General features: G+C 46.2%; 24 protein-coding genes. 10 read left to right on the top strand and 14 right to left on the bottom strand.

What is annotated here, in order from left to right:
• Nucleotides 1–34 precede the first annotated feature (34 nt).
• The 8 genes from AC5FX6_RS20585 to mazG all read right to left on the bottom strand — a co-directional run bounded on the left by AC5FX6_RS20585 (nt 35) and on the right by mazG (nt 6,689).
• On the bottom strand, nt 35–1,003 hold the full coding sequence (locus AC5FX6_RS20585) for a PstS family phosphate ABC transporter substrate-binding protein (protein WP_493598843.1): 969 nt from the start codon (nt 1,001–1,003) through the stop codon (nt 35–37).
• Nucleotide 1,004: 1 nt separating this feature from the next.
• Entirely contained in the window at nt 1,005–1,259 is a 255-nt protein-coding gene (locus AC5FX6_RS20580) for a hypothetical protein (protein WP_493598842.1), read from the bottom strand.
• Between the two features lie 113 nt (nt 1,260–1,372).
• The gene (locus AC5FX6_RS20575) at nt 1,373–2,206 is read right to left on the bottom strand and encodes an energy transducer TonB (protein WP_493598841.1); all 834 of its coding nucleotides are present in this window, start codon (nt 2,204–2,206) and stop codon (nt 1,373–1,375) included.
• A gap of 236 nt (nt 2,207–2,442) precedes the next feature.
• Nucleotides 2,443–3,267: an energy transducer TonB gene (locus tag AC5FX6_RS20570; RefSeq protein ID WP_493598840.1), complete on the bottom strand. Its 825-nt coding sequence runs from the start codon at nt 3,265–3,267 to the stop codon at nt 2,443–2,445.
• Between the two features lie 3 nt (nt 3,268–3,270).
• Nucleotides 3,271–3,798, bottom strand: a complete 528-nt coding sequence (locus tag AC5FX6_RS20565) for an ExbD/TolR family protein (protein ID WP_493598839.1) — start codon at nt 3,796–3,798, stop codon at nt 3,271–3,273.
• A gap of 17 nt (nt 3,799–3,815) precedes the next feature.
• Entirely contained in the window at nt 3,816–4,421 is a 606-nt protein-coding gene (locus AC5FX6_RS20560) for an ExbD/TolR family protein (RefSeq protein ID WP_493598838.1), read from the bottom strand.
• An 18-nt stretch (nt 4,422–4,439) separates the two neighbouring features.
• Nucleotides 4,440–5,315, bottom strand: a complete 876-nt coding sequence (locus tag AC5FX6_RS20555; RefSeq protein WP_493598837.1) for a MotA/TolQ/ExbB proton channel family protein — start codon at nt 5,313–5,315, stop codon at nt 4,440–4,442.
• Nucleotides 5,316–5,876: 561 nt separating this feature from the next.
• Nucleotides 5,877–6,689, bottom strand: coding sequence for a nucleoside triphosphate pyrophosphohydrolase (mazG, locus tag AC5FX6_RS20550; protein ID WP_493598836.1), 813 nt, complete (start codon nt 6,687–6,689; stop codon nt 5,877–5,879).
• A 169-nt stretch (nt 6,690–6,858) separates the two neighbouring features.
• Between mazG and glmM the strand changes: the two genes are divergently transcribed.
• From glmM to AC5FX6_RS20535, 3 genes are all read left to right on the top strand, one after another.
• Nucleotides 6,859–8,250: a phosphoglucosamine mutase gene (gene glmM / locus AC5FX6_RS20545; RefSeq protein ID WP_493598835.1), complete on the top strand. Its 1,392-nt coding sequence runs from the start codon at nt 6,859–6,861 to the stop codon at nt 8,248–8,250.
• 135 nt (nt 8,251–8,385) lie between these two features.
• Nucleotides 8,386–9,528 carry a cysteine desulfurase family protein gene (locus AC5FX6_RS20540; RefSeq protein ID WP_493598834.1) on the top strand — a complete coding sequence of 381 codons (1,143 nt, stop codon included), beginning with the start codon at nt 8,386–8,388 and terminating at the stop codon, nt 9,526–9,528.
• 96 nt (nt 9,529–9,624) lie between these two features.
• Nucleotides 9,625–10,206, top strand: a complete 582-nt coding sequence (locus AC5FX6_RS20535; protein WP_493598833.1) for an LOG family protein — start codon at nt 9,625–9,627, stop codon at nt 10,204–10,206.
• Nucleotides 10,207–10,357: 151 nt separating this feature from the next.
• Here AC5FX6_RS20535 and hemH read toward each other — a convergent pair whose 3' ends face one another.
• On the bottom strand, nt 10,358–11,386 hold the full coding sequence (gene hemH, locus AC5FX6_RS20530; protein WP_493598832.1) for a ferrochelatase: 1,029 nt from the start codon (nt 11,384–11,386) through the stop codon (nt 10,358–10,360).
• A gap of 224 nt (nt 11,387–11,610) precedes the next feature.
• Here hemH and era point away from each other — a divergent pair, with 224 nt between their 5' ends.
• The 4 genes from era to AC5FX6_RS20510 all read left to right on the top strand — a co-directional run bounded on the left by era (nt 11,611) and on the right by AC5FX6_RS20510 (nt 14,457).
• The gene (gene era, locus AC5FX6_RS20525; RefSeq protein WP_493598831.1) at nt 11,611–12,498 is read left to right on the top strand and encodes a GTPase Era; all 888 of its coding nucleotides are present in this window, start codon (nt 11,611–11,613) and stop codon (nt 12,496–12,498) included.
• Between the two features lie 63 nt (nt 12,499–12,561).
• A complete protein-coding gene (gene der, locus AC5FX6_RS20520) occupies nt 12,562–13,875 on the top strand; it encodes a ribosome biogenesis GTPase Der (protein WP_493598830.1) in 1,314 nt (437 codons plus the stop codon).
• Nucleotides 13,876–13,947: 72 nt separating this feature from the next.
• Complete coding sequence (locus tag AC5FX6_RS20515; protein WP_493598829.1) at nt 13,948–14,133, top strand: hypothetical protein; 186 nt, start codon at nt 13,948–13,950, stop codon at nt 14,131–14,133.
• 162 nt (nt 14,134–14,295) lie between these two features.
• Nucleotides 14,296–14,457 carry a hypothetical protein gene (locus tag AC5FX6_RS20510; protein ID WP_493598828.1) on the top strand — a complete coding sequence of 54 codons (162 nt, stop codon included), beginning with the start codon at nt 14,296–14,298 and terminating at the stop codon, nt 14,455–14,457.
• 82 nt (nt 14,458–14,539) lie between these two features.
• Here AC5FX6_RS20510 and AC5FX6_RS20505 read toward each other — a convergent pair whose 3' ends face one another.
• Nucleotides 14,540–15,109 (bottom strand): hypothetical protein, encoded by a 570-nt coding sequence (locus tag AC5FX6_RS20505; protein WP_493598827.1) that lies wholly within the window; start codon nt 15,107–15,109, stop codon nt 14,540–14,542.
• 224 nt (nt 15,110–15,333) lie between these two features.
• On the opposite strand from AC5FX6_RS20505, the gene AC5FX6_RS20500 reads away from it, so the two are divergent.
• Nucleotides 15,334–16,416 (top strand): TPR end-of-group domain-containing protein, encoded by a 1,083-nt coding sequence (locus AC5FX6_RS20500; protein WP_493598826.1) that lies wholly within the window; start codon nt 15,334–15,336, stop codon nt 16,414–16,416.
• Between the two features lie 91 nt (nt 16,417–16,507).
• On the opposite strand, the gene murQ is transcribed toward AC5FX6_RS20500, so the two are convergent.
• The 4 genes from murQ to AC5FX6_RS20480 all read right to left on the bottom strand — a co-directional run bounded on the left by murQ (nt 16,508) and on the right by AC5FX6_RS20480 (nt 19,814).
• The gene (gene murQ / locus AC5FX6_RS20495) at nt 16,508–17,326 is read right to left on the bottom strand and encodes an N-acetylmuramic acid 6-phosphate etherase (protein WP_493598825.1); all 819 of its coding nucleotides are present in this window, start codon (nt 17,324–17,326) and stop codon (nt 16,508–16,510) included.
• 47 nt (nt 17,327–17,373) lie between these two features.
• Nucleotides 17,374–18,234 carry a hypothetical protein gene (locus AC5FX6_RS20490; protein WP_493598824.1) on the bottom strand — a complete coding sequence of 287 codons (861 nt, stop codon included), beginning with the start codon at nt 18,232–18,234 and terminating at the stop codon, nt 17,374–17,376.
• A 61-nt stretch (nt 18,235–18,295) separates the two neighbouring features.
• Nucleotides 18,296–18,553, bottom strand: coding sequence for a cytochrome b5 domain-containing protein (locus AC5FX6_RS20485; protein WP_493598823.1), 258 nt, complete (start codon nt 18,551–18,553; stop codon nt 18,296–18,298).
• Nucleotides 18,554–18,662: 109 nt separating this feature from the next.
• Nucleotides 18,663–19,814, bottom strand: coding sequence for a formimidoylglutamase (locus AC5FX6_RS20480; protein WP_493598822.1), 1,152 nt, complete (start codon nt 19,812–19,814; stop codon nt 18,663–18,665).
• Between the two features lie 233 nt (nt 19,815–20,047).
• Between AC5FX6_RS20480 and AC5FX6_RS20475 the strand changes: the two genes are divergently transcribed.
• Together AC5FX6_RS20475 and AC5FX6_RS20470 are read left to right on the top strand one after the other, a co-directional pair.
• Nucleotides 20,048–21,805: an AMP-dependent synthetase/ligase gene (locus tag AC5FX6_RS20475; protein ID WP_493598821.1), complete on the top strand. Its 1,758-nt coding sequence runs from the start codon at nt 20,048–20,050 to the stop codon at nt 21,803–21,805.
• 235 nt (nt 21,806–22,040) lie between these two features.
• Nucleotides 22,041–22,475: a MarR family winged helix-turn-helix transcriptional regulator gene (locus AC5FX6_RS20470; RefSeq protein WP_493598820.1), complete on the top strand. Its 435-nt coding sequence runs from the start codon at nt 22,041–22,043 to the stop codon at nt 22,473–22,475.
• Nucleotides 22,476–22,487: the final 12 nt, after the last annotated feature.

The raw sequence follows: 22,487 nt of genomic DNA, 5'->3' as shown, positions 1-22,487 counted from the left end.
TTATTTAGGTTGTGTTATTATTGTTTGTTTATTTTTAATCCTCTTCCTGACTGAAGTTGCGGGCCTGATTATTGAAGCCTACTATACGTACAGGCATAGTGGCAGGTACAAGACCAGACTTCAGTATTATACGTTGACCACGGTCACTTGCTACATAGGATGCAAAACCTGTGCCAAGACCTGCACGGCCCTCAGTACTAATGATATACCAGAATCTTCTAAGTGGATAATCCCCCTGCGCAATGTAGGCCTGATAGGGTTGAAAGTAGCTATCCGTTGTAACCGGATTATCCTCAGCACTTACACCTACAACCTTTACCTGCTTCAGGAAATTAAGGGATGTGGTATCATCGCGGTCACTTATCCAATTCACACCGATTACCCCTATCGCATTTTCGTTTTTAGCTACATAGTCAATGAGAGCAGGGTGGGAGTTGCTTGCTGATGCTGTAGAAGGCAATGGTTGGCCTGCCATCAAAGTATCACGCATATACCTGGCTGTGCTCGAGTTATTGTTATCGAACACGATCGCTATATCCTTTAACTTGCTTTCAGGGTTCAACTGCTTCCAAGTAGTGATCTTTCCAGTGAAAATGTCACGCAGTTCACTCATTGTCAGGAGAGTGTCCTGATTTTTGTTATGTACAATAAGAGCAACGCCATCAATGGCGATTCTTGTATAGCGAGGTGTTAATTTTCTCTGATCAAATACCTCTTTCTCTTTCTCTGTTAGTTTTCTCGAGACAATACCGATACGTGTGCTGTCATTCAGAAGGTCATCAAACACTTTACCTTCTGCTTTGTACTGCGCATTGATGTTGGCGTATTTGTAAATACCTTCAAATGTGCTGACCTGGCTCTCGATTATAGGCTGAAAAGTTTCATCAACACTAATGCCGATGGTACCTGTAGTAGAGGTATCGCGTTTTGTTTCAGGATCTCCGCCGCAGGCTGCTAGTGCAACCAGCCCGAGCCCCAAAAATATTTTGGCTGCTTTAATCATTTTATCTATCTCTCCTTGATTTGGAATTAACCTGATATGCTCTCACAAATCGTATGAGTCCATACAATATGAGTGTTCCGCCAAAGATAGTTCGTGTCGTTTGAGACATATCCAGGTTGTACTGTTCTTCATCCATAAAGATGATAAACAGACCTAGCGCTACATATACCAGTGTCATAAGCATGCCAAAGTAGCGTGCAAATTTGTTGAAAAATGTAACGGACGGTTTTTCGTCTTCTCCCCTTGGTCGTAGCATGTTGAGGTTTTCCTATATATGTAGGCCTAAATTTAAGGTTTATACTTTAAAAACTAAAGCAGAAGCTATTGCTATATGCAGATTAGCCTCTGCTTTATACTTTATATTACCGCTTATCGTTGCAAGTTGAATCGTATTGGTAAGGTATAGCGGACTGCAACTGGTTTGCCATTCTGTTTTCCTGGTGTCCAGTCAGGCAGGCTTTCTATAACGCGCAGCGCCTCTTCATCAGTTCCGAAGCCTAATCCCTTCAATACAGTGGCATTGGTCACTTTCCCATTTCTATTAACAACAAAGCTTACAATAACTATGCCTTCTATTTGCTCAGTGATAGCTTGTCGAGGATAGCGGATTTTCTTACCAATGTAGCGCATAAGAGCCGCCTCACCTCCTTCAAACGAAGGCATTTCTTCGGCAAAATCCATAATGGTATTCGTTTCACCACTTATATTGCCAGGGGATCCTTTGTCTCCATCTATACCTGTTAAGTCTATTCCGCTTAGCAGTTCACCATCAATATTTTGAGTACCTATTATTGCGCCATCCATCTGCTGTTGTGTGGGTGGTGCCTCATCTGGTCCGGGATGGGAATCCGGGACAACTTTTGTAGTGGGGTTCCTGACGGTTTTGATTTGTTTCTCTGTTACAGGAGTCGATGCCTCTTGTGCTGGCTTTGAATCTGATGGAGGTGGTGGCAGTATTTTATGATCAAGGATAATAAAATCATCCTCCAGGTTTTGTTTTGGTTGGGTAACTACCGCTCTTTGTTGCTCTGGCAGTAATAAAGGCCATCCAAGCCCTGTCGCAAATATGCTGGTAGCCACCAATGCTGCTGCCAACATGTGCTTACTGTATTCTTTTCTCAGTTCATAAGCTCCATACGCTTTGTTACGTGTTGCAAACACTACATTGTTGAATGTCATGTCGAATAAATAGTTCTCTTTCATGGCGCGTAAAGTTTAAGTGTGAAGCAGGGTTTTCCTGCATTTTCTTATTGGATGCACCATTGTCTATTATTCCATAAGTGAACCGTCTATTTCTTTCTTTTTAATTATAGGTTTGAGTTTAAGCTTTAAGCAACATTTTATTCAAGCGAAGACAGTTTCTTAGATTATTTTATAAAAGAGTTATAAACAAAAAAGGCCCTCGGAGGAGGGCCTTTTTTGTTAGTATTTAATAAGACTTACTTGATAGCAAATCGTACTGGCAACGTATAGCGAACTGGTACTGATCGTCCGTTCTGCTTACCTGGAGACCACTTTGGCATTGTTTTCACAACGCGCACAGCTTCTTCGTCAGTACCAGAGCCGAGGCTCTTAACAACCTCAATTTCTGAGATCTCGCCTGTACGGCTTACTACGAACGAAAGAACTACAAGGCCTTCTACGCCTGCACGCTGAGCGGCAGCTGGGTAGCGGATGTTTTTACCAAGATACTTCATCATTTCGCTTTCACCACCTGGGAATTCAGGCATCTGCTCAACGTAAGTATATGGCTTCTCTTCTACTACTTCAGCAACTACATCGCTGGTACCGTCAATGTCACCTAGATCAAGTGGAGCACCTTTAACACCTTCAACGTTCTTAGTACCGATGTCAATGTCTTCCAGTTCCTTTTGATCTGGCACTTTCTCTTCTTCTGTTACTTCAGCATCACGCTTCACTACAGGAGGCGTAAACTTCACCTGAGCGCGCACTGGTGGCGGCGGCGGTGGAAGATCTGGTGGCGGTGGCGGCGGTGGTGGCGTCGCTTCATCAATTGGTGGTGGTGGTGCTAACTCTACTTCTGTTACAATTCGCTCTACTGGTACCACTACTTCTTCTTCTTCGAACAGCTTTGCTATCAGTGGAATACTGATTAGAAGCGCGAAGATGGAGATAGCCATTATGGCAGCGGTAGTAACATGCTTGTTGTACAGTTGACGTAGTAGGTAGGCGCCATACGCTCTGTTTCGTCCGGCAAAGACGATATCGTCGAGCGATGCTTTTTCTAACTTACTAGTTTCCATGTGTTACTCTCCAGTTAAATTCTGAATCAACTGCTTATCATTGTCATTTATCTCAACAATAGCAAAGCGGTTTGTATCAGTGATTTTCAATTCATCCAATATATCTACTACGTTCTTGTAGCGAGACTTCTCCATTGGCTTTACGAGCACCGTCATTTTATCGTTCCCGCGCACTTTTGGCGAAATCAATACTTTTCTGATACCGTTGGCCGAATAGTTAGTCGTTTGTACTTCCGGGTTTTCAGCTGGATCGCCTAGACCAAAGTAGTAATAGACAACGTCATTCTCACCTAGTACAATCGTCATGGCGTTACTCGCTTTCAGAGCAATTTGCTCGTCTTCATTGTCAGGCTTCACAGGCATGTTGATTTCCATGGTCTGTGGCTTGCTGAAGGTTGTAGTAAGCATGAAGAATGTCAACAGAAGGAACGCAAGGTCTACCATGGGAGTCATGTCCAAATGGACAGACATTTTTTTGGCCCTTTTCTTACCACCTTTACCGGAGTCGGCTTTTTCTTGTATTTCTGCCATTTATTAGCTCCTTTCTATTAGAGGTTAGTAGGTCTATTTTCCATGTCCGTAATCAGGTTAAACCTGTTGATCTTACGTTCCTGTAGCGTATCCATTACTTTTTTAACAGCAGGATAGCTTACATCCACATCCCCTTTGATTGCGATAACAACTTTAGGGTTTGTTAGGCGGGTCTGGTGCACCCAGTCACCCAGTTCGTTTCTGGCAGAATCTACTGGTATACCTGGCTGATTCACTTCTTTGCGAGCAGCAGGCTCCATGGCCAGATACGACTTGAGTTGGTTCACCGGTACACCGAAGTTGGTCAGCAGCGAAAAGGTCTTACGCTCTTCTTCTGTGAAGCTAACGCCGTACTTGTTACCCATCTTGTCAAGCAACGCTTCTTTAGTTCCCTGTCCATCAACACCAAAGAACACTCTATCGTCTTTGTCAACTGTGATTGTGATGATGTTGGTGTCAGGAAGTTTGATCTCTGAAACTGAGGATGGTGTATCTACAACCACGGCCTCTTCAGGAGCAAACTTTGTTGTCAACATAAAGAAAGTAACCAGCAAGAAGGCCAAGTCCACCATTGGCGTCATGTCCAACGTCGGTTTGGTTCTTTTTACTTTTACTTTAGGCATTTTCTTGAGTTAAATCGATTAGATAGTTGTGTGAGGTCTTACAGTGTTTGCTGCAGTTTCGTGCTGCGAAGCAAATGTAGAGATGATGCTGAAACCAGCTTCGTCAATGCTGTAAGTCAACTCGTCAATCTTGCTTGTAAAGAAGTTGTAAGCAATGATCGCGATAGCAGAACCAGTTACACCAAGAGCCGTGTTGATAAGGGCCTCAGAGATACCGTTTGCAAGAGCTACTGCGTCTGGAGAACCTGCAGTTGCAAGAGCCGAGAACGCCTTCACCATACCTAGTACTGTACCGATCAAACCAGTCAGTGTAGAGATCGAAGCGATAGTAGAGATGATCACCAGGTTTTTCTCAAGCATTGGGAGTTCCAGTGAAGTAGACTCTTCGATTTCTTTCTGAATAGCGGCTACTTTCTCAGCTTTAAGCAATTCTGGCTCATTCTGCATTTCCTTATACTTGATAAGGCCAGCTTTTACCACGTTGCCAACAGAACCTTTCTGAACGTCGCAGGCAGCGATAGCACCGTTGATGTCACGCTGGTTCAGTTTCTGAGAGATTGTGCGTACGAAACCGGCAACGTTTTTAGTTCCTTTAGCTTTGCTGATAGTAAGTGCACGCTCGATAGCGAAGATGAACACCAGTAAGCAAAGGGTAAGGAGAATAGGTACAACCCAACCACCTTTATAAACAATACCGAGGTAGTTCTCAGGAAGTGGGTGGTTCGCGTTATCACCGCCTTCAAAGTTGGCAGGGTTACCGAACACGAACATATAAATAAGTACACATGCAATGAATGCAACCGGAATTACGATAGTGGCAAATAAAGAGGACGTTGTACCGCTCTTCTTTTCTACATTAGCATCTTTGCTCACTACTGCAGTCTTTTTTTCCATTTTGTTTAAAAGTTTAAAGTTTAGCTGTTTGTGTTGTAATTAAATCGATTGTGTATTATAAGAATGTAATTGTTTCGGATTTAGTTCTTTATTGGTTTTGCAATTTCTGCTTTTTCCGCAATTTTCAAACGTTTTAAGGCTTTAAATTTTGAAAATTCCCGTCTTAGTACTGAAAAGTCTATCTAAAATAGCTTTCTTAATGCTTTAGCCAAAAGCAAATATTGCGGCTTTACAAATATATTTTATTTTAAATTCTTATCCAAAGTTTAAACTTTGTGCGTCTTCCTGTTTAGCTCCCGACTTCTTAATCCTGCTTGTTAGTCAAGTGTTTAAGCGCCATAACGATTGGCAACAAACCTTGGCCGGATGATAGCAATATGCAAGCGATACGTGAGATTCCTGTAATAGTAATAAATACAGGGCAGATATTAGAGCAAGGAGAGCAAAGTATTCAAACTATTTGGTAATACTAAAATGAAATAATTTAAGTTTGTTTGAATCGCGTATGGGAACAAATTGAATCATAAATATAATGCATGTTCCGTAAATCTGTATGCATGCCTATCTTTTTTTTGCCTTATTCCAGTAAACGTCCATTTCTTTCAGGGACAAGTCCTGTAGTTGCTTACCATCATTAGTTGCTTCCTGCTCCATATATTGGAACCTGTCTATAAATTTAAGATTAGTTTTCTCAAGGGCTTCTTCAGGGTTTATGTCAATAAAGCGGGCAAAATTAATAAGCGAGAAAAGCAGATCTCCAAATTCACTGGTAGCCCTGTTGTGGTCTATGGATTTAAAGTCTACCATGTTAAACTCTGATTCAAACTCGCTCAACTCTTCCTGTACTTTCTTCCATACCTCTGATTTGTCATCCCAGTCAAAACCAGCGCCACGTGCTTTCTCCTGTATGCGCATTGCCTTAACCAGTGCGGGGAGTGAAGTGGGCACGCCACCTAATACGGACTTATTACCTTCCTTCAGCTTCAGCCTTTCCCAATTCTGTTTTACCTCTTCTTCCGTATTGGCAGTGGTATCGCCATAAATATGAGGATGTCTGAAGATAAGTTTCTCACAAAGGGAGTTCAGAACATCCGCTATATCAAAAGTCTTTTGCTCAGAAGCGATTTTGGCATAAAACACCATGTGAAGCATGATGTCACCAATCTCCTTCTTGATCTCTTGCATATCCTGACGGATAATTGCATCCGACAATTCGTAGGTTTCTTCTATAGTAAGGTGGCGGAGGCTATCGATGGTCTGTTTTTTGTCCCACAGGCACTTCTCGCGCAACTCGTCCATTACGTCCAGCAGTCGGTCAAATGCCTGCAGCTGACGTCCCCGCGGACTGTCTTCAAATTTTTGCGTGTCATTCATAAATACAAAGATAATAAAATCATCTGTGGCAAAGTTGTACTGCAAAGCAGGGAAGTGCCTATGCCAGGATGCTCTTTAAATATTAGATGCAGTTGGTAGCTAAATTCCATAAACTGCTAAACGTTAATTCTAAATTATTACTTTTGCAGCTGAAAAAAATATTCTAGTTGTGGCTTTAATAAAATCAATTTCAGGAATCAGAGGTACGATTGGAGGACAGGCCGGTGAGGCGCTTACTCCTGTTGATGTGGTGAAGTTTGCCGCCGCTTTCGGTACCTGGGTGTTACAGACTACTGGTAACAATACCATCATAGTTGGGCGCGATGCCCGCATTTCAGGCGATATGGTAAACAAGCTGGTATGTGCGACCCTGCAAGGCTTAGGTATACATGTAATCGATCTGGGCTTGTCAACTACACCTACTGTAGAAATGGCGGTGCCTGATTACAAAGCAGGTGGCGGTATTATTCTAACAGCAAGCCACAACCCGAAACAGTGGAATGCGCTTAAGCTGCTCAACCAGAAAGGTGAGTTCATATCTGATGTTGAGGGTAAACTGGTGCTGGAGCTGGCAGACAAAGAGGCTTTCGAATTTGCGCAGGTGAATGATCTGGGTAAATACTCGACCGACGATACTTATTTCAAGAAGCATATCGATGCCATTCTGGCTCTGCCGCTGGTAGATGTGGAAGCCATTAAAGCGAAAGACTTCAGCGTGGCAATCGACTGTGTGAATTCGACTGGAGGTATAGCGATACCGATGCTGTTGGAGGCGCTAGGGGTAAATAAAATAGAAAAGCTGTTCTGCGAACCAGACGGCAATTTCCCTCATAACCCAGAGCCGCTGCCTGAGAACCTGCGCGAGATCTCCCGTGTGATCGAAAAAGGCAAGTTTGACCTAGGTATAGTAGTAGATCCGGATGTAGATAGATTGGCTCTAATCAATGAAGACGGCAGTATGTTCGGTGAAGAATATACTTTGGTAGCCGTGGCTGACTATGTGCTGAAGAACCAGGTTGGGAACACAGTATCTAACCTTTCTTCCACCAGAGCACTGCGAGATGTGACTGAGAAAGCGGGCGGCAACTATTATGCTGCAGCCGTGGGAGAGGTGAACGTCGTGAACATGATGAAAGCCGAGCATGCGATCATCGGTGGAGAAGGCAACGGAGGTATCATTTACCCAGAGCTTCATTACGGACGTGATGCCCTGGTAGGTATAGCGCTGTTCCTGACACACCTGGCGCAATCAGGTATGAGTATGACACGCCTGCGTGCCAGCTATCCAAATTACTTTATCTCTAAAAATAAGATTGAGCTGACACCTGAGGTCGACGTGGATGAAGTGCTGCGCCAAATGCAGGAGCGTTATGCCAAGCAGCCGATCAATACGATTGACGGCGTGAAGATCGAATTTGACAAGGAGTGGGTGCACCTGCGCAAGTCCAACACAGAGCCGATTATCCGCATTTATGCTGAGTCGGAGAGCAATGCCACTGCTGAGCATCTGGCTAATAAGATTATTGCTGACATCAAAGAAATCATTTCGACAAAAGCGTAATGTGTTGTTGCTGTAGCATATTCATAACTTAGCAATCAGAAGTTGCGCCAAAGGAGAAACCATGCTTTTTCTCCCTTGGCGCAACTTTTTTTTATACTTTAGTAGTTCGTTAAAGAGAATCCAATACAAAATATCATGCGTGTTTACTTAGATAATGCAGCGACCACGCCTCTTGACAAAGAGGTTTTTGATGCCATGACTCCTTATATGCTAGAGCATTTTGGCAACCCGTCTTCCATTCATTCACATGGACGTGAGGTGAGGTCTGCCATAGAAAAGGCCCGCCGCACGGTAGCTACACTGCTAAACACGTCACCTGCAGAGGTGTTCTTTACTTCTGGTGGTACTGAGGCTGACAATGCTGCTATTGTCTGTTCCTGCCGTTCGCTAGGTATCAAGCATGCCATCACTACAAAGCTGGAGCACCATGCCGTGCTGCACACCATGGAAATGATGGAGAAGCAGGGCGAGGTGCAACTGAATTACCTGCGCCATGACGAACGCGGAAACCTGGACCTGGAGCACCTCGAAGAGTTACTGTCCAATCAGCCTCGCACAATCGTTTCAATCATGCATGCCAACAACGAGATCGGCACGCTCAACGACATTGAAAAGATCGGTGAAATCTGCAGAAAGTATGATGCTATCTTCCACTCTGACACGGTGCAGACCATGGGGCATTACAAGCACGATGTACAGCAGATCGGTGCCAATTTCCTGATTGGTTCAGCGCATAAATTTCACGGGCCCAAAGGAGTTGGCTTTCTGTACTGTGATGCCAGCACCAAGATTCAGCCTTTGATTCAAGGTGGTGCGCAGGAGCGCAACATGCGTGGTGGTACCGAGAACGTGTACGGTATCATTGGTCTGGCTAAAGCACTGGAAATTGCCTACCGTGACATGGAAGACCATCAGAAGCACATACAAGGATTGAAGGAGCGCATGATCTACAAATTGCGTGAGCAAATGGAGGATGTGAGTTTCAACGGTATGTCAGAGTTTGCTGACAAAAGCCTTTACACGGTACTCAATGTGAGTCTGCCGGCTTCTGATATCAACGAAATGCTGTTGTTTAGCCTCGACATTGCCAAGATTTCGGCATCGGGAGGTAGTGCTTGCAGCAGTGGCGCCAATGCAGGCTCGCATGTGTTGCGTGCCTTAGGTATAGACCCGGCTCGCGGATCTGTTCGCTTCTCTTTCAGCAAGTATAACACGGAAGCTGAGATTGACTATGTGGCCGAGACCATCGCCAAAATGTATAAAAGAGAGCTGGCCTAGGTATAGGAAAGTTTCTTTGTAAATAAAAAAGGCTTCAGCAGTAATGTTGGAGCCTTTCTTTATCAGTGGAATTTTAAAGAAGAATAAAGAATAGAAATGAGAAGTATAGGTGTTTTTTGTGGTGCTAATGCAGGTATAAACCCTGTGTACAGTGAGGCAGCAGCGCAACTTGGGAAGCTGATGGCGGGGCAAGGTATAAAGCTGGTATACGGTGGTGGCAATGTTGGTTTGATGGGGGTGATAGCAGATGCCGTGCTGGCCGCAGAAGGTATAGGTATAGGCGTGATCCCGCAGAGCCTGGTTGATAGAGAAGTAGCGCATCGGGGACTGCAAGAGTTGGTGGTAGTGGAAACCATGCACGAACGAAAAGCTATTATGGCTGCCCGTTCCGATGCTTTCATAGCCATGCCAGGCGGCTTTGGCACCTTCGACGAGATCTGCGAGATCATCACCTGGAACCAACTTGGCATCATCAAAAAACCTGTGGCATTCTACAATATCAACGGTTATTGGGATAAGTTCTTTGAGATGATCGACCACACTGTAAGTGAAGGCTTTGTGAAAGCAGACCAGCGCGAAAACCTTATTGTGGAAAGTGATCCAGAGGTACTGTTGCACAAAATCCGAGTATACGCTGATGCCACTTCTGACTATTGGGTTGATTTTAAGCGGATTTAATTGATGTACTGGAGATTGTGATCAATTCTCAGGTATAGCAAACAAGTAGTCAAGGTATAAAACGGAACAGCCGCTGCAGACTGCAGCGGCTGTTCCGTTTTATACCTGTGAAGATAGTATACCTATAAGGCTATCTTCAAGTCTTTAATTATTAATGCTGAAGAATCATCTCCTTCACGGCTTCTACCCACATCGGGTTTGAGTTCAGGCTCTCTACCAGCTGCCATTTTTCGCCACCGGCATGTTCAAACATCTCCTTGAATTCTTCGCCTACTTCAATGGTTGTCTCGAGGCAATCGGCTACAAAGGCAGGGCTATACGCTAACACCTTCTTAATACCACGCTCCGGCAGTGTTTTCAGCACTTCGTCGGTGTAGGGCTGTAGCCACGGATCTTTCAGCAGTCTGGACTGGAAGGTAACAGTATACTGATCTTCGCTAAGGCCAAGTTTTTCGGCCAATAGCCTGGAAGTGGCAAAGCAGGCGGCGCGGTAGCAGTATTTGTTGCGCTTGTTGTAGCTGTTGCAGCAGGCACCTAACTGGCAGTAACCTTTGTCACTTCCTTTGAGCACCTGGCGCTCGGGCAAACCGTGGTAGCTGAAAATCACATGGTCGTAATCATCCTGCGCCATGTGCTGCTTGCCCAATTCCGCAAAAGCATTGATAAAGCCGGGATCGTCGCAAAACGAAGAGATAAAATTAATGCTAGGTATAACCCACCACTCTCGCACGATTTCCATCACTTTATCCTGAACCGAGCCTGTAGAAGCAGCGGCATACTGCGGGAACAGTGGGAGCACGATAATGCGGTCTACACTTTTTTCACGAAGCTCTTCCAGTGCGCTGGCGATGCTGGGACTTTGATAGCGCATACCGAAGGCCACATGATAGTCAGAACCCAGTGCTTCCTGCAGCTTTTTCTGCAGGTCCAGTCCGTGGAACAGCAGGGGAGAGCCTCGTTCCGTCCATAACTGTTTGTATACCTTAGCTGATTTTGGGGCTCTGAAAGGTGCGATCACGCCATTCACCAAGGCAAATCTACCTACAGGGTTTATGTCAATTACGCGCCTGTCCAGTAGAAACTCGCGCAGATATTTTCTTACGTCAGGTGTGTTGGGAGTGTCTGGTGTACCGAGATTCACCAACAGAACACCGATCTTACCCATTTTTTTCTTGCTCATCTATAATTTATAGTGCTGTTGCTTTACAAAGATACGAAGTCTAACGAGTTAGTTATGATCGATAGTTTCTATACCCTGATAGAGGATTGCATGGACTAAATCAGAAAGGGGTATGAAATGTTTGAATCATTGCGCACTAAATCACTCATTTAAAATTCAAATCCACACATTTTCACCGGGTTTCGTAAAAAAAGAAGTAATTTTGCATCCTTAAATTTTAGTGTATGTCCGATAATCCGCACAAAGCCGGTTTTGTGAGTATAGTAGGGAAGCCAAATGTGGGTAAGTCAACCCTCATGAATGCCCTGGTAGGCGAGAAGCTTTCCATTATTACTTCCAAAGCCCAAACCACACGTCACCGCATCATGGGTATCCTGAATGGCGATGATTTCCAGATCGTGTACTCTGACACCCCCGGCATCATCAAGCCGCAGTATGCCTTGCATGAGTCGATGATGAGCTTTGTTCGCACCTCACTGGAGGATGCCGATGTTATCCTGTTTGTAACAGACATTTATGAAAAGCATGACGAGGACGATGTGATTAAGCGATTACAGCATGCCGAGGTTCCGATTCTACTGCTAATCAACAAAATTGACCAAGCCACTGAGGAGGAAGTGAACGAGAAGGTAGCTTATTGGCAGGAGAAGATGAACCCGACTGAGATCCATCCGATTTCAGCCTTGCATAACTTCGGAGTAGAGCAGTTATTTGGCCGCCTAATGGCTTTGTTGCCAGAGCACCCGGCTTTTTATCCGAAAGATGAACTGACTGACAAGCCCGAGCGTTTCTTTGTGTCGGAGATCATCCGCGAGAAAATTTTCCTCAACTATAAAAAGGAAATTCCCTACAGCTGCGAAGTGGTAGTGGAGGAGTTTAAGGAAGAAGAGGACATCATCCGTATCCGTGCCGAAATCAGCGTGGAGCGCAAGAGCCAGAAAGGCATTGTGATCGGCCACAAAGGCGAAGCGCTGAAAAAAGTAGGCATGCAGGCCCGCCTGGATATGGAGCAGTTTTTCCAGAAAAAGATATTTCTTGATTTATACGTGCGCGTGAACGAGAACTGGCGAACCGACCAGAAGCTGTTACGCCGATTCGGCTACAGCGAGTAGCGCACTATTAAAGCTTCGGGGCAAGGTGCTCCGGGGGCACTTTAACTATTTTATTTTATTTAGATGTCAACCAACATCATTGCAATCGTAGGTCGCCCAAATGTGGGCAAGTCTACACTTTTTAACCGCCTTGTAGGGCGCCGTCAAGCCATTATGGATAACGAAAGCGGCGTAACCCGCGACCGTAGCTACGGGCATGGCGACTGGACCGGCAAGTACTTCACCGTGATTGACACAGGTGGCTACGTGCACGGATCCGATGATATTTTTGAAGGAGAAATCAACAAGCAGGTAGAGCTGGCCATCAAAGAGGCCGATGTGATCCTGTTTATGGTAGACGTAGAGGCCGGCCTGACCGGACTGGACGAAGAGTTTGCCAATGTACTGCGCCGTACCGACAAGCCTATTTACATAGTGGCTAACAAAGCCGATACGAATGCGCGTGCCCACCAGATGGGAGAGTTTTATGCGCTGGGCTTGGGTATAGACATTTTCCCGGTATCGTCACAGAGTGGCTCTGGTACTGGTGATTTGCTAGACGAGGTAGTGAAGCACTTCAAAACCGAAGGTACAGAAGATCCGGATGCAGGTATACCTAGATTGGCTGTACTGGGTCGCCCGAACGTTGGCAAGTCCTCTTTCGTGAACATGCTGCTAGGTGTGGAGCGCAATATCGTGACAGACATTGCCGGTACTACCCGTGATGCCATCGACTCGCGTTATAACGCTTTTGGCAAAGAATTTATCATCGTGGACACGGCTGGTTTGCGTCGTAAGAGCAAGGTAAGCGAAGACATTGAATTCTATTCCGTGATGCGCTCTGTGCGTGCCCTGGAAGATGCTGATGTGTGTATCGTGATGCTGGACGCTACCAGAGGTATAGAATCGCAGGACGTAAACATTATTGCGTTAGCTGAGAAAAACCGCAAAGGCATCGTGATCCTGGTGAACAAGTGGGACATGGTGGAGAAGGATACGAACACAACTAAAGAGTTCGAAGAAAAGATACTCGAAGCAATTGCGCCTATCAAATATGTGCCGATCATCTTCACGTCTGTGGTAACAAAGCAGCGTGTGCACAAAGCGATCGAAACTGCGATGGAGGTATACGAGCAGAAGACCCGTAAAATCTCTACTTCGAAGCTGAACGATAAAATCCTTCCGGACATCGAGCGTTATCCGCCACCGTCTGTAAAAGGCAAGTTTATCAAGATCAAATATGTGACGCAGTTGCCGACGCACAACCCAACGTTTGCGTTCTTCTGTAACCTGCCGCAGTATGTGAAAGAGCCTTATACGCGCTACCTGGAGAACAGCATCCGCAAGCATTTTGGCTTCGAGGGTGTACCGATTAAAGTGTTGTTTAAGAAAAAATAAGAGCTTCTGTATCAATATATTCAGATATACTGTTATATTTGAAGCTTCATCTTTAACCAATCACAAAACATTATGAAAAAAGTATTCGGTTTACTATTCGTTGCAGGTCTTTTCACTTTCGCTTCATGCAACAACGCAGAGGAATCTGCAACTGAAGTTGAGGCTACTGAAACAGAAACTGTAGAGACAGTTGACGTTGAGACTGACATGGAGATGGACACTACTTCTGTAATGGAAGACACCACTACTGTTCAGTAATCACTAGTACCAGTACTCCCTGGCGATAACGTCAGGCAAAAGAAGAAAAGCACTCCAAGGAGTGCTTTTTTTTATATAGGGTAAAACCTATGCATAGCGGGACCGTATTGCAAGAAGCTTATTTCTCACCATAACCAACTTAATATGAAAAAGCCAATTTTAATGATTCTTGCAGCAGGCCTGTTGACATTCTCTTTTGCTTCATGCGACTCACGTGAGGAAAACACTCAGGAAAGAATGGAAGACACCGCAGAAGACGTAGGCGACGATGTGGAAGATGCCGCTGAAGAAACAGAAGACAAAGCAGAAGAAGTAGTACAATAAGTTACTAATAGCATAAAAAAACGGCAGGTCCTTTTAAGGTCTGCCGTTTTTTTATGTCTGCTGCAAAGGTATTATCGCTGGTTCATGGACCTAGTCGCTTCTGAATCATACCATTTACTAATCCAAAAAGCCGCTTAGGGGTGTAGGTGCGCCAATGTAGCTCATCCAGGGTGCCGCCCGAGTTGATATACGAGTCAATGTTATAGCCACGCATTTCGCTCAGCACGAAATCCCGGAAACTGATGGCCGCAATCCAACCTTCTTCCACATCCTCAAACCACTCTTCATAATAGTCATCCTCAGAGCCGTGAAAGTTGAATACATTCTCGCCTATTAGTATGAAATGCTTGATGCCCTCCTGTACCAGCGGGTCGATGATATTGCGCTTCAGTTTCATGATGTCATTGTTAAGGGCATCGTTCCACTCTCCAATAAACTCAATCACCGCAAAGCTCAGGTCGTAATCAGCATAAAGTATTTTCAGGAAAAGCGTTTCAGAATCTATATCGTCCCACTGTGGGTGGATGTAGTAGCCATATATGGTGTGGGTGTAATGTGTCAGGCTGTTCTCAACGCCATACAGTGGGGAACGTGGGTCGTCGGCAGCTGAGTAAAGCTCCAGCCAGTTGTAAAAGGGTTCAATCGTATGCATATGTGAATTTGTTCTGCTGCCCATGTCCAGGGGGCGCCATTTGTCTATCTACTCAAAGATTCTGGACAAAGTTGGCTATATTTAAGGAAGAAATCACCTGATTAGTCAACTCCTGCATGCGGATGCAGGTATAAGCAGGTACAAAATAGCCACTTGATATGCTAAGGCTATTCCGAGTACGTTATAACATAGCACGTTCTAACTGAAAACATCACTGACTTTCTATGCAGTTCACATCCAGTATTCAATTCCTAAAGCAAACAATCTCCTTGCTGCTCTTGCTTGTATTACTGAGCTTCAGCACTCAGGCGGTAGCTAAATCGAATTATATCAAAGAGTACCATCCACGCATTAACAAAGCGGAGCGACTGGTTATGGCGAAAGACTACGAAGGCGCACTGGAAACATACCAGCAGGCGTTTTCAGCTGTGCCTAAAGGCTTTGCCCGTGACTATTACAATGCCGCCGTATGTGCCGCGCTCACTAACAAGGAGAAGCAAGGTATAGACTACCTCGAGAAGCTGGTGGAAAAAGGCGTGACCATTGAATACCTGGAACAGCAGGAGGTATTTGAGCCATTAAGAGCCCACAAGGGCTGGAAAAAGTTTTCGAAGAAGTATCCGAAGCGTCGCAAAGCCTTCCGTGAGAACACAAACATAGACCTCCGCGCCGATTTAGATGAGCTCTGGGCTCGGGATCAGTTTTTCCGTCAGGCAAAAGGCGGCCTGCGTGTGCACGCGGATACGATCAAGAAAATAGAAGCTGACAACGTAAAAAGACTGCTGGCCTGGATCAGCAAACACGGTTATCCGGGAGAGGAACTGATAGGGGTGCCAGACACACTGGAGACGCTGCCACGTTTCAGCATCGTGATACAGCGCCAGACCTCTGCTCGTAATGGCTTTGATTTTACGCCTGTGCTCACGCAAGCAGTGCAGGAGGGTAAGCTCGACCCGCATGCAGCTGCTTACCTGATAGACCAGCAGCAAGGCAAGAATCTGTACCGGTCTAAAGTGCTGGCCCGTGTCATCTGCAACAAACCGGAAGACTGCAAAGATGATGAAGAGTTCGGAGACCTTTCGAGCCGCTACCTGGTGCAGCGTATGAGCGAGGAAGAAGAGGCGCAGGCGAATGAGTTACGACAGGCGCTCGGACTGGAACCTGTGGCAGACTACCGCGAGAAAATGCGCTACGCCGTGAGAGACGAACGCTTTAAGCTAGGTTATGACTGGGCAGTGATCAACTACAAAGTTCCAAGCAAGGAAGCTGCTAAAGTACTTGTGGAGAGCATGGCCATATTAGAGTAGCAGTTCAGTCAGAAAGCGATAAAGCAGATCGGCCTGCCAGTAGTTCATAACACTGGCAGGCCGATCTGCTTTATCAGGTGTAGCGGTTTATCTAAGCAATGCTATTGCCGTTGCGGTATGCCTCGATAGCGGCGCGTACACTGCCATATTTCTTGAGCAATGCGGCAGCCTCTGGCTTCGCTAGTTGCAGCTCATCCATCAGCATGCGTGTGCCACGCTCTACCAGTTTAGTGTTCGATAACTGCATGTCTACCATCTTGTTGCCTCTCACGTGGCCCAGCTGAATCATGGTAGTCGTGGTAAGCATATTCAGCACAAGTTTTTGGGCGGTTCCGGCTTTCATACGCGTACTGCCAGTTACGAACTCAGGGCCGGTGATTACTTCTACAGGGTAGTCAGCGGCGGCGGCTACGGCACTGTTGGCATTACACACGATACAGCCAGTGGCTATACCCTGGCGGCGGCAATCATCCAGTCCACCTATGACATAAGGTGTACTGCCTGATGCAGCTATACCTACTACGATGTCTTTGTCAGTGATATTATGCTCCTGTAAATCTTTCCAGGCTTGTTTGGAGTCATCCTCGGCAAACTCAACCGCCTTCCGGATAGCACCGTCACCCCCTGCTATAATGCCTACCACCATGCCATGTGGTACTCCGTAGGTGGGAGGGCACTCCGACGCATCCAATATGCCAAGACGCCCGCTAGTACCCGCTCCAATGTAAAATAGTCTGCCACCGTTGCGGAGTCGCTCCACAGTAGCATTTACAAGCGTTTCTATCTGAGGTATTACTCGCTCGACGGCTAATGGCACACTTTTGTCTTCCTGGTTAATACAGGTGAGCAGCTCGTGCACGGGCATTTGCTCTAATCTATCGTAGAGAGAATCGGATTCGGTGGTGGACACTGTATTGGTTGTTCAAATGTGAAGTCAGAAAATAAGCGTAGGTGCCGTTAAGCATTCTGCATTTTCAGCAGCTCCTGGTGGTAATTGATCAGGCCTTCGCTCGGGCTGGAGATAATAACTCCGATATGGCAACCATATTTCTTCGCCACAAGCTTAAGCGTGTCCGAGAAATGAAACGCGATAGAGCCCACAAAGTTTACTGGCAGCTCTCCAAAGCCCTCATACTTGCTGACATGACGCTCAAAGAACTCCTCAAAGTTCTCGTAGATCATCTCTTTGATCACCGGGCTTTTGCGCTTCTCATACATAAACTTAGCAAAGGTGGCCAGGTACTGGCTTGGGATATCGGAGCCGTATACAGCGTCCAGGATGCCGTCTTTGGTGAGGTTGTATTTGTTTTTGAGTGAAGTGGCCAGCTCCTCTGGTAACTCGCGGTACATATAAGCTTTGATCAGTAATTTGCCTAGATAAGCACCACTGCCTTCGTCCCCCATCAGGAAACCAAGCGAAGTCACATTGTCAATGATGTTCTTGCCATCATAAAGGCATGAATTAGAGCCCGTGCCCAGAATACAGGCTATACCTGGCTTATGACCGCACAAAGCGCGGGCCGCCGCCAGTAAGTCGTGGTCTACATAATTAGGCACATCCGGAAAAGCGCGGCTTAGGGCATCTTCCACTCGCTTGTTACGCTCCGGTGAACTGCAGCCGGCACCATAATAATAGATGGCGCTGATGTTTTTCTCTTTCAGCTGGGGCAGAAGCTCTGTCGCGAATATAAGGTAGATCTTATCTGTTTCAAGATACTGCGGGTTGATGCCGGTGGTAGTTACCTGTTCATACTCTTTGTTGGCATCAATTACACGCCAGTCTGTTTTGGTAGAGCCGCTGTCAGCTATCAGAATCATAGTCTTGGTAATTTATAGTTGATCAGGAGACTGCCGGTTAAGGCGGGTTACTCCCTATGTTTTATTTTCGGTATACTGAGTTTTTGACTTGTCCGATCACCTCAAATTTGTCAAATACATATTCGGTGTGCGGGGCGTCCTTCAATTCCTCGGTCAGGTCCTGTCCGGCCCAGTGTTCATAGTGATTGCCGCTCCGCCACAGTCTCGATTTCTTTACGTCATAAATCAGTCCTTTGTAGGCAACCCATACTTCGTCTCTGTCCTGCCCATTGCGTAGGGCGAGCTGTTGCAGGGTGTACTCCGGGAGATTTTCTTCCATTCAATTGCAGGTGCTATAGAGCCCAGGTTGCAAATATAATAATACTGCCCTAGTGATTGGGGCAAACGAAACAGAATCAGCTTTGTTTCTTTCCACGAATCCCGAAGGCTTAACCAATGCGGGCCTGGGTCAGAATCCAGCGGTTAGGCACTTCGCCTTTGATGGCCTGCAGATAATCTTCGTAGCTGCAAGGTACGATGCGCGGGCTTTTCTCGTCTGAAAGAGGCTCCACTTCCATCCACCACTTTTCACTTGTCTTGCTCTTATAGAAAGTCATGCGATCAGGGCCGTCGTTGAAAGCCACGGCATACTTGGTAAACTTGTTGGAGCTGAACTCAGTTTCGTGCTTGCGGTGATAGAAGCCCTCAATGAAGTACCAGACCATGGTCGCGATGGTCATGGCTGTAACTTCCTGCTCATCCTGGGTTGGGTCGTATTCATAAATTCCCAGTGAAGTCATCTGGTCATTCAGGCCGGCGTACCAGCAAAGCTGGCAAGCCTCCTCGCCTGTAAGTCCAAACGGGTTGGCAGGTGTATAGCCAGGCGCATCCTGATGACGGATTGCCGAGATGTCAAATGTGAGTAGGTCAGCTTGCCGTACCACGGGTTCCATTTCCTGAAGGCTGCGGTGTACTTCGCCCACACGGTAAGCCTCAAAGTGTAGCTTTTCAAACGTAGCCATTACCTCAGGGTCGACCAGGTAGGATTGGAAGCCGATCTGCCCCAGGCTGAAGAGGTAGTTTGGTTCGTGCATCAGGATCTGACGCAACTGCTTTCTGTTGGAAGGTACTTCATTATCCTCACTCATATCCACGCTGCTGTCCACAGTTACCATGTTCACGGCGCGCTCCAGGTGTTCATAGCCCAGGTACTGCCCGTATTCCAGGTCATGCGAGCCACCTATGATGACAGGTATGGTGTTATGGGAAATCAGTATTTCGACGATCTCCTTTAGGCGCAGGTAAGTGTCGTCAAGTGTTATACCCGGGCGTAAGTTACCTAAGTCAACTATGTTGCAGCGGCCGGCTCCCTTGTGCAGGCTGTACAGTTTTTTGCGAACAGCACGGGCCGGTATTATGTCAGCTATTGTTTCCTCTCCTAGTCCACGGGTTTCGTTTACACCGATCAGGGCAATATCAGCAGAGCGCCAGTCCGGAAACTTGCCAGTAAAGCGGCCGATGTAAGCACCGAGCGTGCGCGGTTTGTCGAGCAGCGCAAAGATGTCCTCGTTAAGAGGCTCGAAAAAAATGGAAAGGTTCATAAATCAGTATCAGGAAAGTCAAATATAGCAAAAATGCAGCTTTTGTAAGCGGAATTTAGTTAAGTATAACTTTTTGCCGTAAAAAGTGCTATCAATATAATGATTGGCAAATATTTGTGATGGCAGGTATAGAAATTTCAGAAAAAAATAATTAAAATGCACTAAACATTAGGTAAATGGCCTGTGTTGCGCCATCAACTTAAACGAGACTGACACTAACCTTAGTAAGCACAATGAACGTAACCCGTACTCTTGATTTGCTGCCTTTTCAGCTGCAAAACTCGCCACAGCCAGACTGTTTGGCTACAAAAATAAACGGACAGTGGGTAAAATACAGCACGCAGGATGTGCAGGACACTGCTAATCAGGTGAGCCTTGGTCTACTGAAATTAGGTATAGAGAAAGGCGATAAAGTAGCCATCATTTCCCTGAACCGGCCGGAGTGGGTGTTCGCTGACTTTGGTATACAGCAAATAGGTGCGATCAGCGTACCGATGTACCCAACCATTACGGTGGAGGACTACCGCTACATTTTTAACGACGCAGAGGTGAAGGCTGTGTTCGTGTCTGACGCGGAGCTCTATAACAAAGTGGTAGCCGCGACAGAAGGGATGGAGAGCATTAAAGAGATCTATACCTTCGATGAGATACACGGTGCCAAGCACTGGAAAGAAGTAATCAAATTAGGAGAAGGCGAAGACGTGGCCCAGCTTGAGCCATTGAAAGCTGGTGTTGGTCCGGATGATATCCTGACCATCATCTATACCTCCGGTACAACCGGCAACCCGAAAGGAGTGATGCTGACGAATAACAACATCATCAGCAACGTAACCGGTACGCTGCCTTATGTGCCGGTAAACCAGCATCACCGTGCCTTGAGCTTCCTGCCGCTTTGTCATATTTTCGAGCGCATGCTTCTTTATTTATACATGCGCATCGGGGTGTCGATCTACTATGCCGAGAGCATCGAGAAAGTAGCCGATAACCTGAAAGAAGTACAGCCGCATGTGTTTACGACAGTACCGCGCTTGCTCGAGAAGGTATATGATAAGATCGTAGCCAAAGGCATGGAACTAACCGGCGTGAAGCGCAAGCTGTTCTTCTGGGCATTGGAGCTTGGTCTGGAGTACGATACCCGCGAAGACAAAGGCTGGTGGTACAACAAACAGCTGGAGCTGGCCAATAAGCTTATCTTTAGCAAATGGAGAGAGGCACTGGGCGGCAACGTGATTGCGATCGTATCGGGTGGTGCGGCGCTGCAGCCTCGTCTGGCCCGTGTGTTCTGGTCGGCTAACATCCGCGTGATGGAAGGCTATGGCTTAACGGAGACTTCACCGGTAATTACCGTGAACCGCTTTGAGCCAGAGAATAATGCCATTGGGACAGTTGGTTTGCCGATTGACGGCGTGGAGGTGAAGATTGCCGAAGACGGCGAGATCCTGACCCGCGGTCCGCACGTGATGAAAGGCTATTATAAGAAGCCAGACCTGACTGATGAAGTGATTGATGCCGAGGGCTGGTTCCATACCGGTGACATCGGCGAGTTGGTTGATGGCAAGTATGTAAAAATTACCGACCGTAAAAAAGAGATGTTCAAGACGTCGGGTGGTAAGTACGTGGCCCCACAGCCGATCGAGAACAAGCTGAAAGAGTCAGTGGTAATTGAGCAAGCCATGGTGGTAGGTGCCGGACAGAAGTATGCCGCTGCCCTGATCGTGCCTTCGTTCTTAGGTCTGCAGGACTGGTGCTCGCATAAAGGTATACCGTATACCTCTGACGCTGAGATGATCGAAAAACCAGAGATTATCGATAAGTACAAGCGCGAAGTGGACAAAGCGAACGAAGGGCTGGCTCAGTACGAAACGATTAAGAAGTTCAAGCTGGTTCCTAACATGTGGACAGTGGAAAGCGGAGAGCTTACGCCAACACTAAAGGTAAAGCGCAAGAACATTACCAATAATTATCAAAAAGAAATAGACGCGATGTTCTAAATGGTCATGCTGAATTTCAGCATTTAGAACTGTTCACAAAACAAAAAACCCTTTCCAGACCGGAAAGGGTTTTTTGTTTGTAACTATTCTGCAGATTATACATAAACTATAGCTGACGGTATTTTAACACGATTGCCCTCTCCCATAAGGCTGAGAGGGCTTAAGATTAATTTTTCGTTAAAATAGTATGCAAGCATAACATTATTTTTTATATTTGGTATAAACACCAAGATGCATGAAGCCTGAAGAGACCGTAGATTATAATGTAAAGGTATGTTGGCACGCCATCTCGCGCATGTACAATACAGAGGCGGCTAAAAACGACATTACCACTTCCATAGGATTTGTTCTTCTCAACATTAATCAGGAGACAGGCACTCCCGCCACCAAAATAGCTCCTCTGCTTGGGCTGGAGGCACGTAGCCTGACCCGCATTTTGAAAAGCATGGAGGAGAAAGGCCTTATTTATAAGGTCTCCGACGACAAGGACAAACGACTGGTACGCATTTTTCTGACCGAGCTGGGACTGGAGAAAAAAGAAGTGTCGCGTCGGACAGTGCTCCATTTTAACCGCAAGGTGCAGGAGACAATACCGCAGGAAGAGCTCAATACCTTTTTCAGGGTATCAGAGCGCATCATCAACATGATCGAAAACAAAGAGATTTTCTAACCATAGTAGACC

This window comes from Pontibacter sp. LHS2, from assembly GCF_058932845.1.
This window is presented reverse-complemented; position numbering and strand designations above follow the sequence as displayed.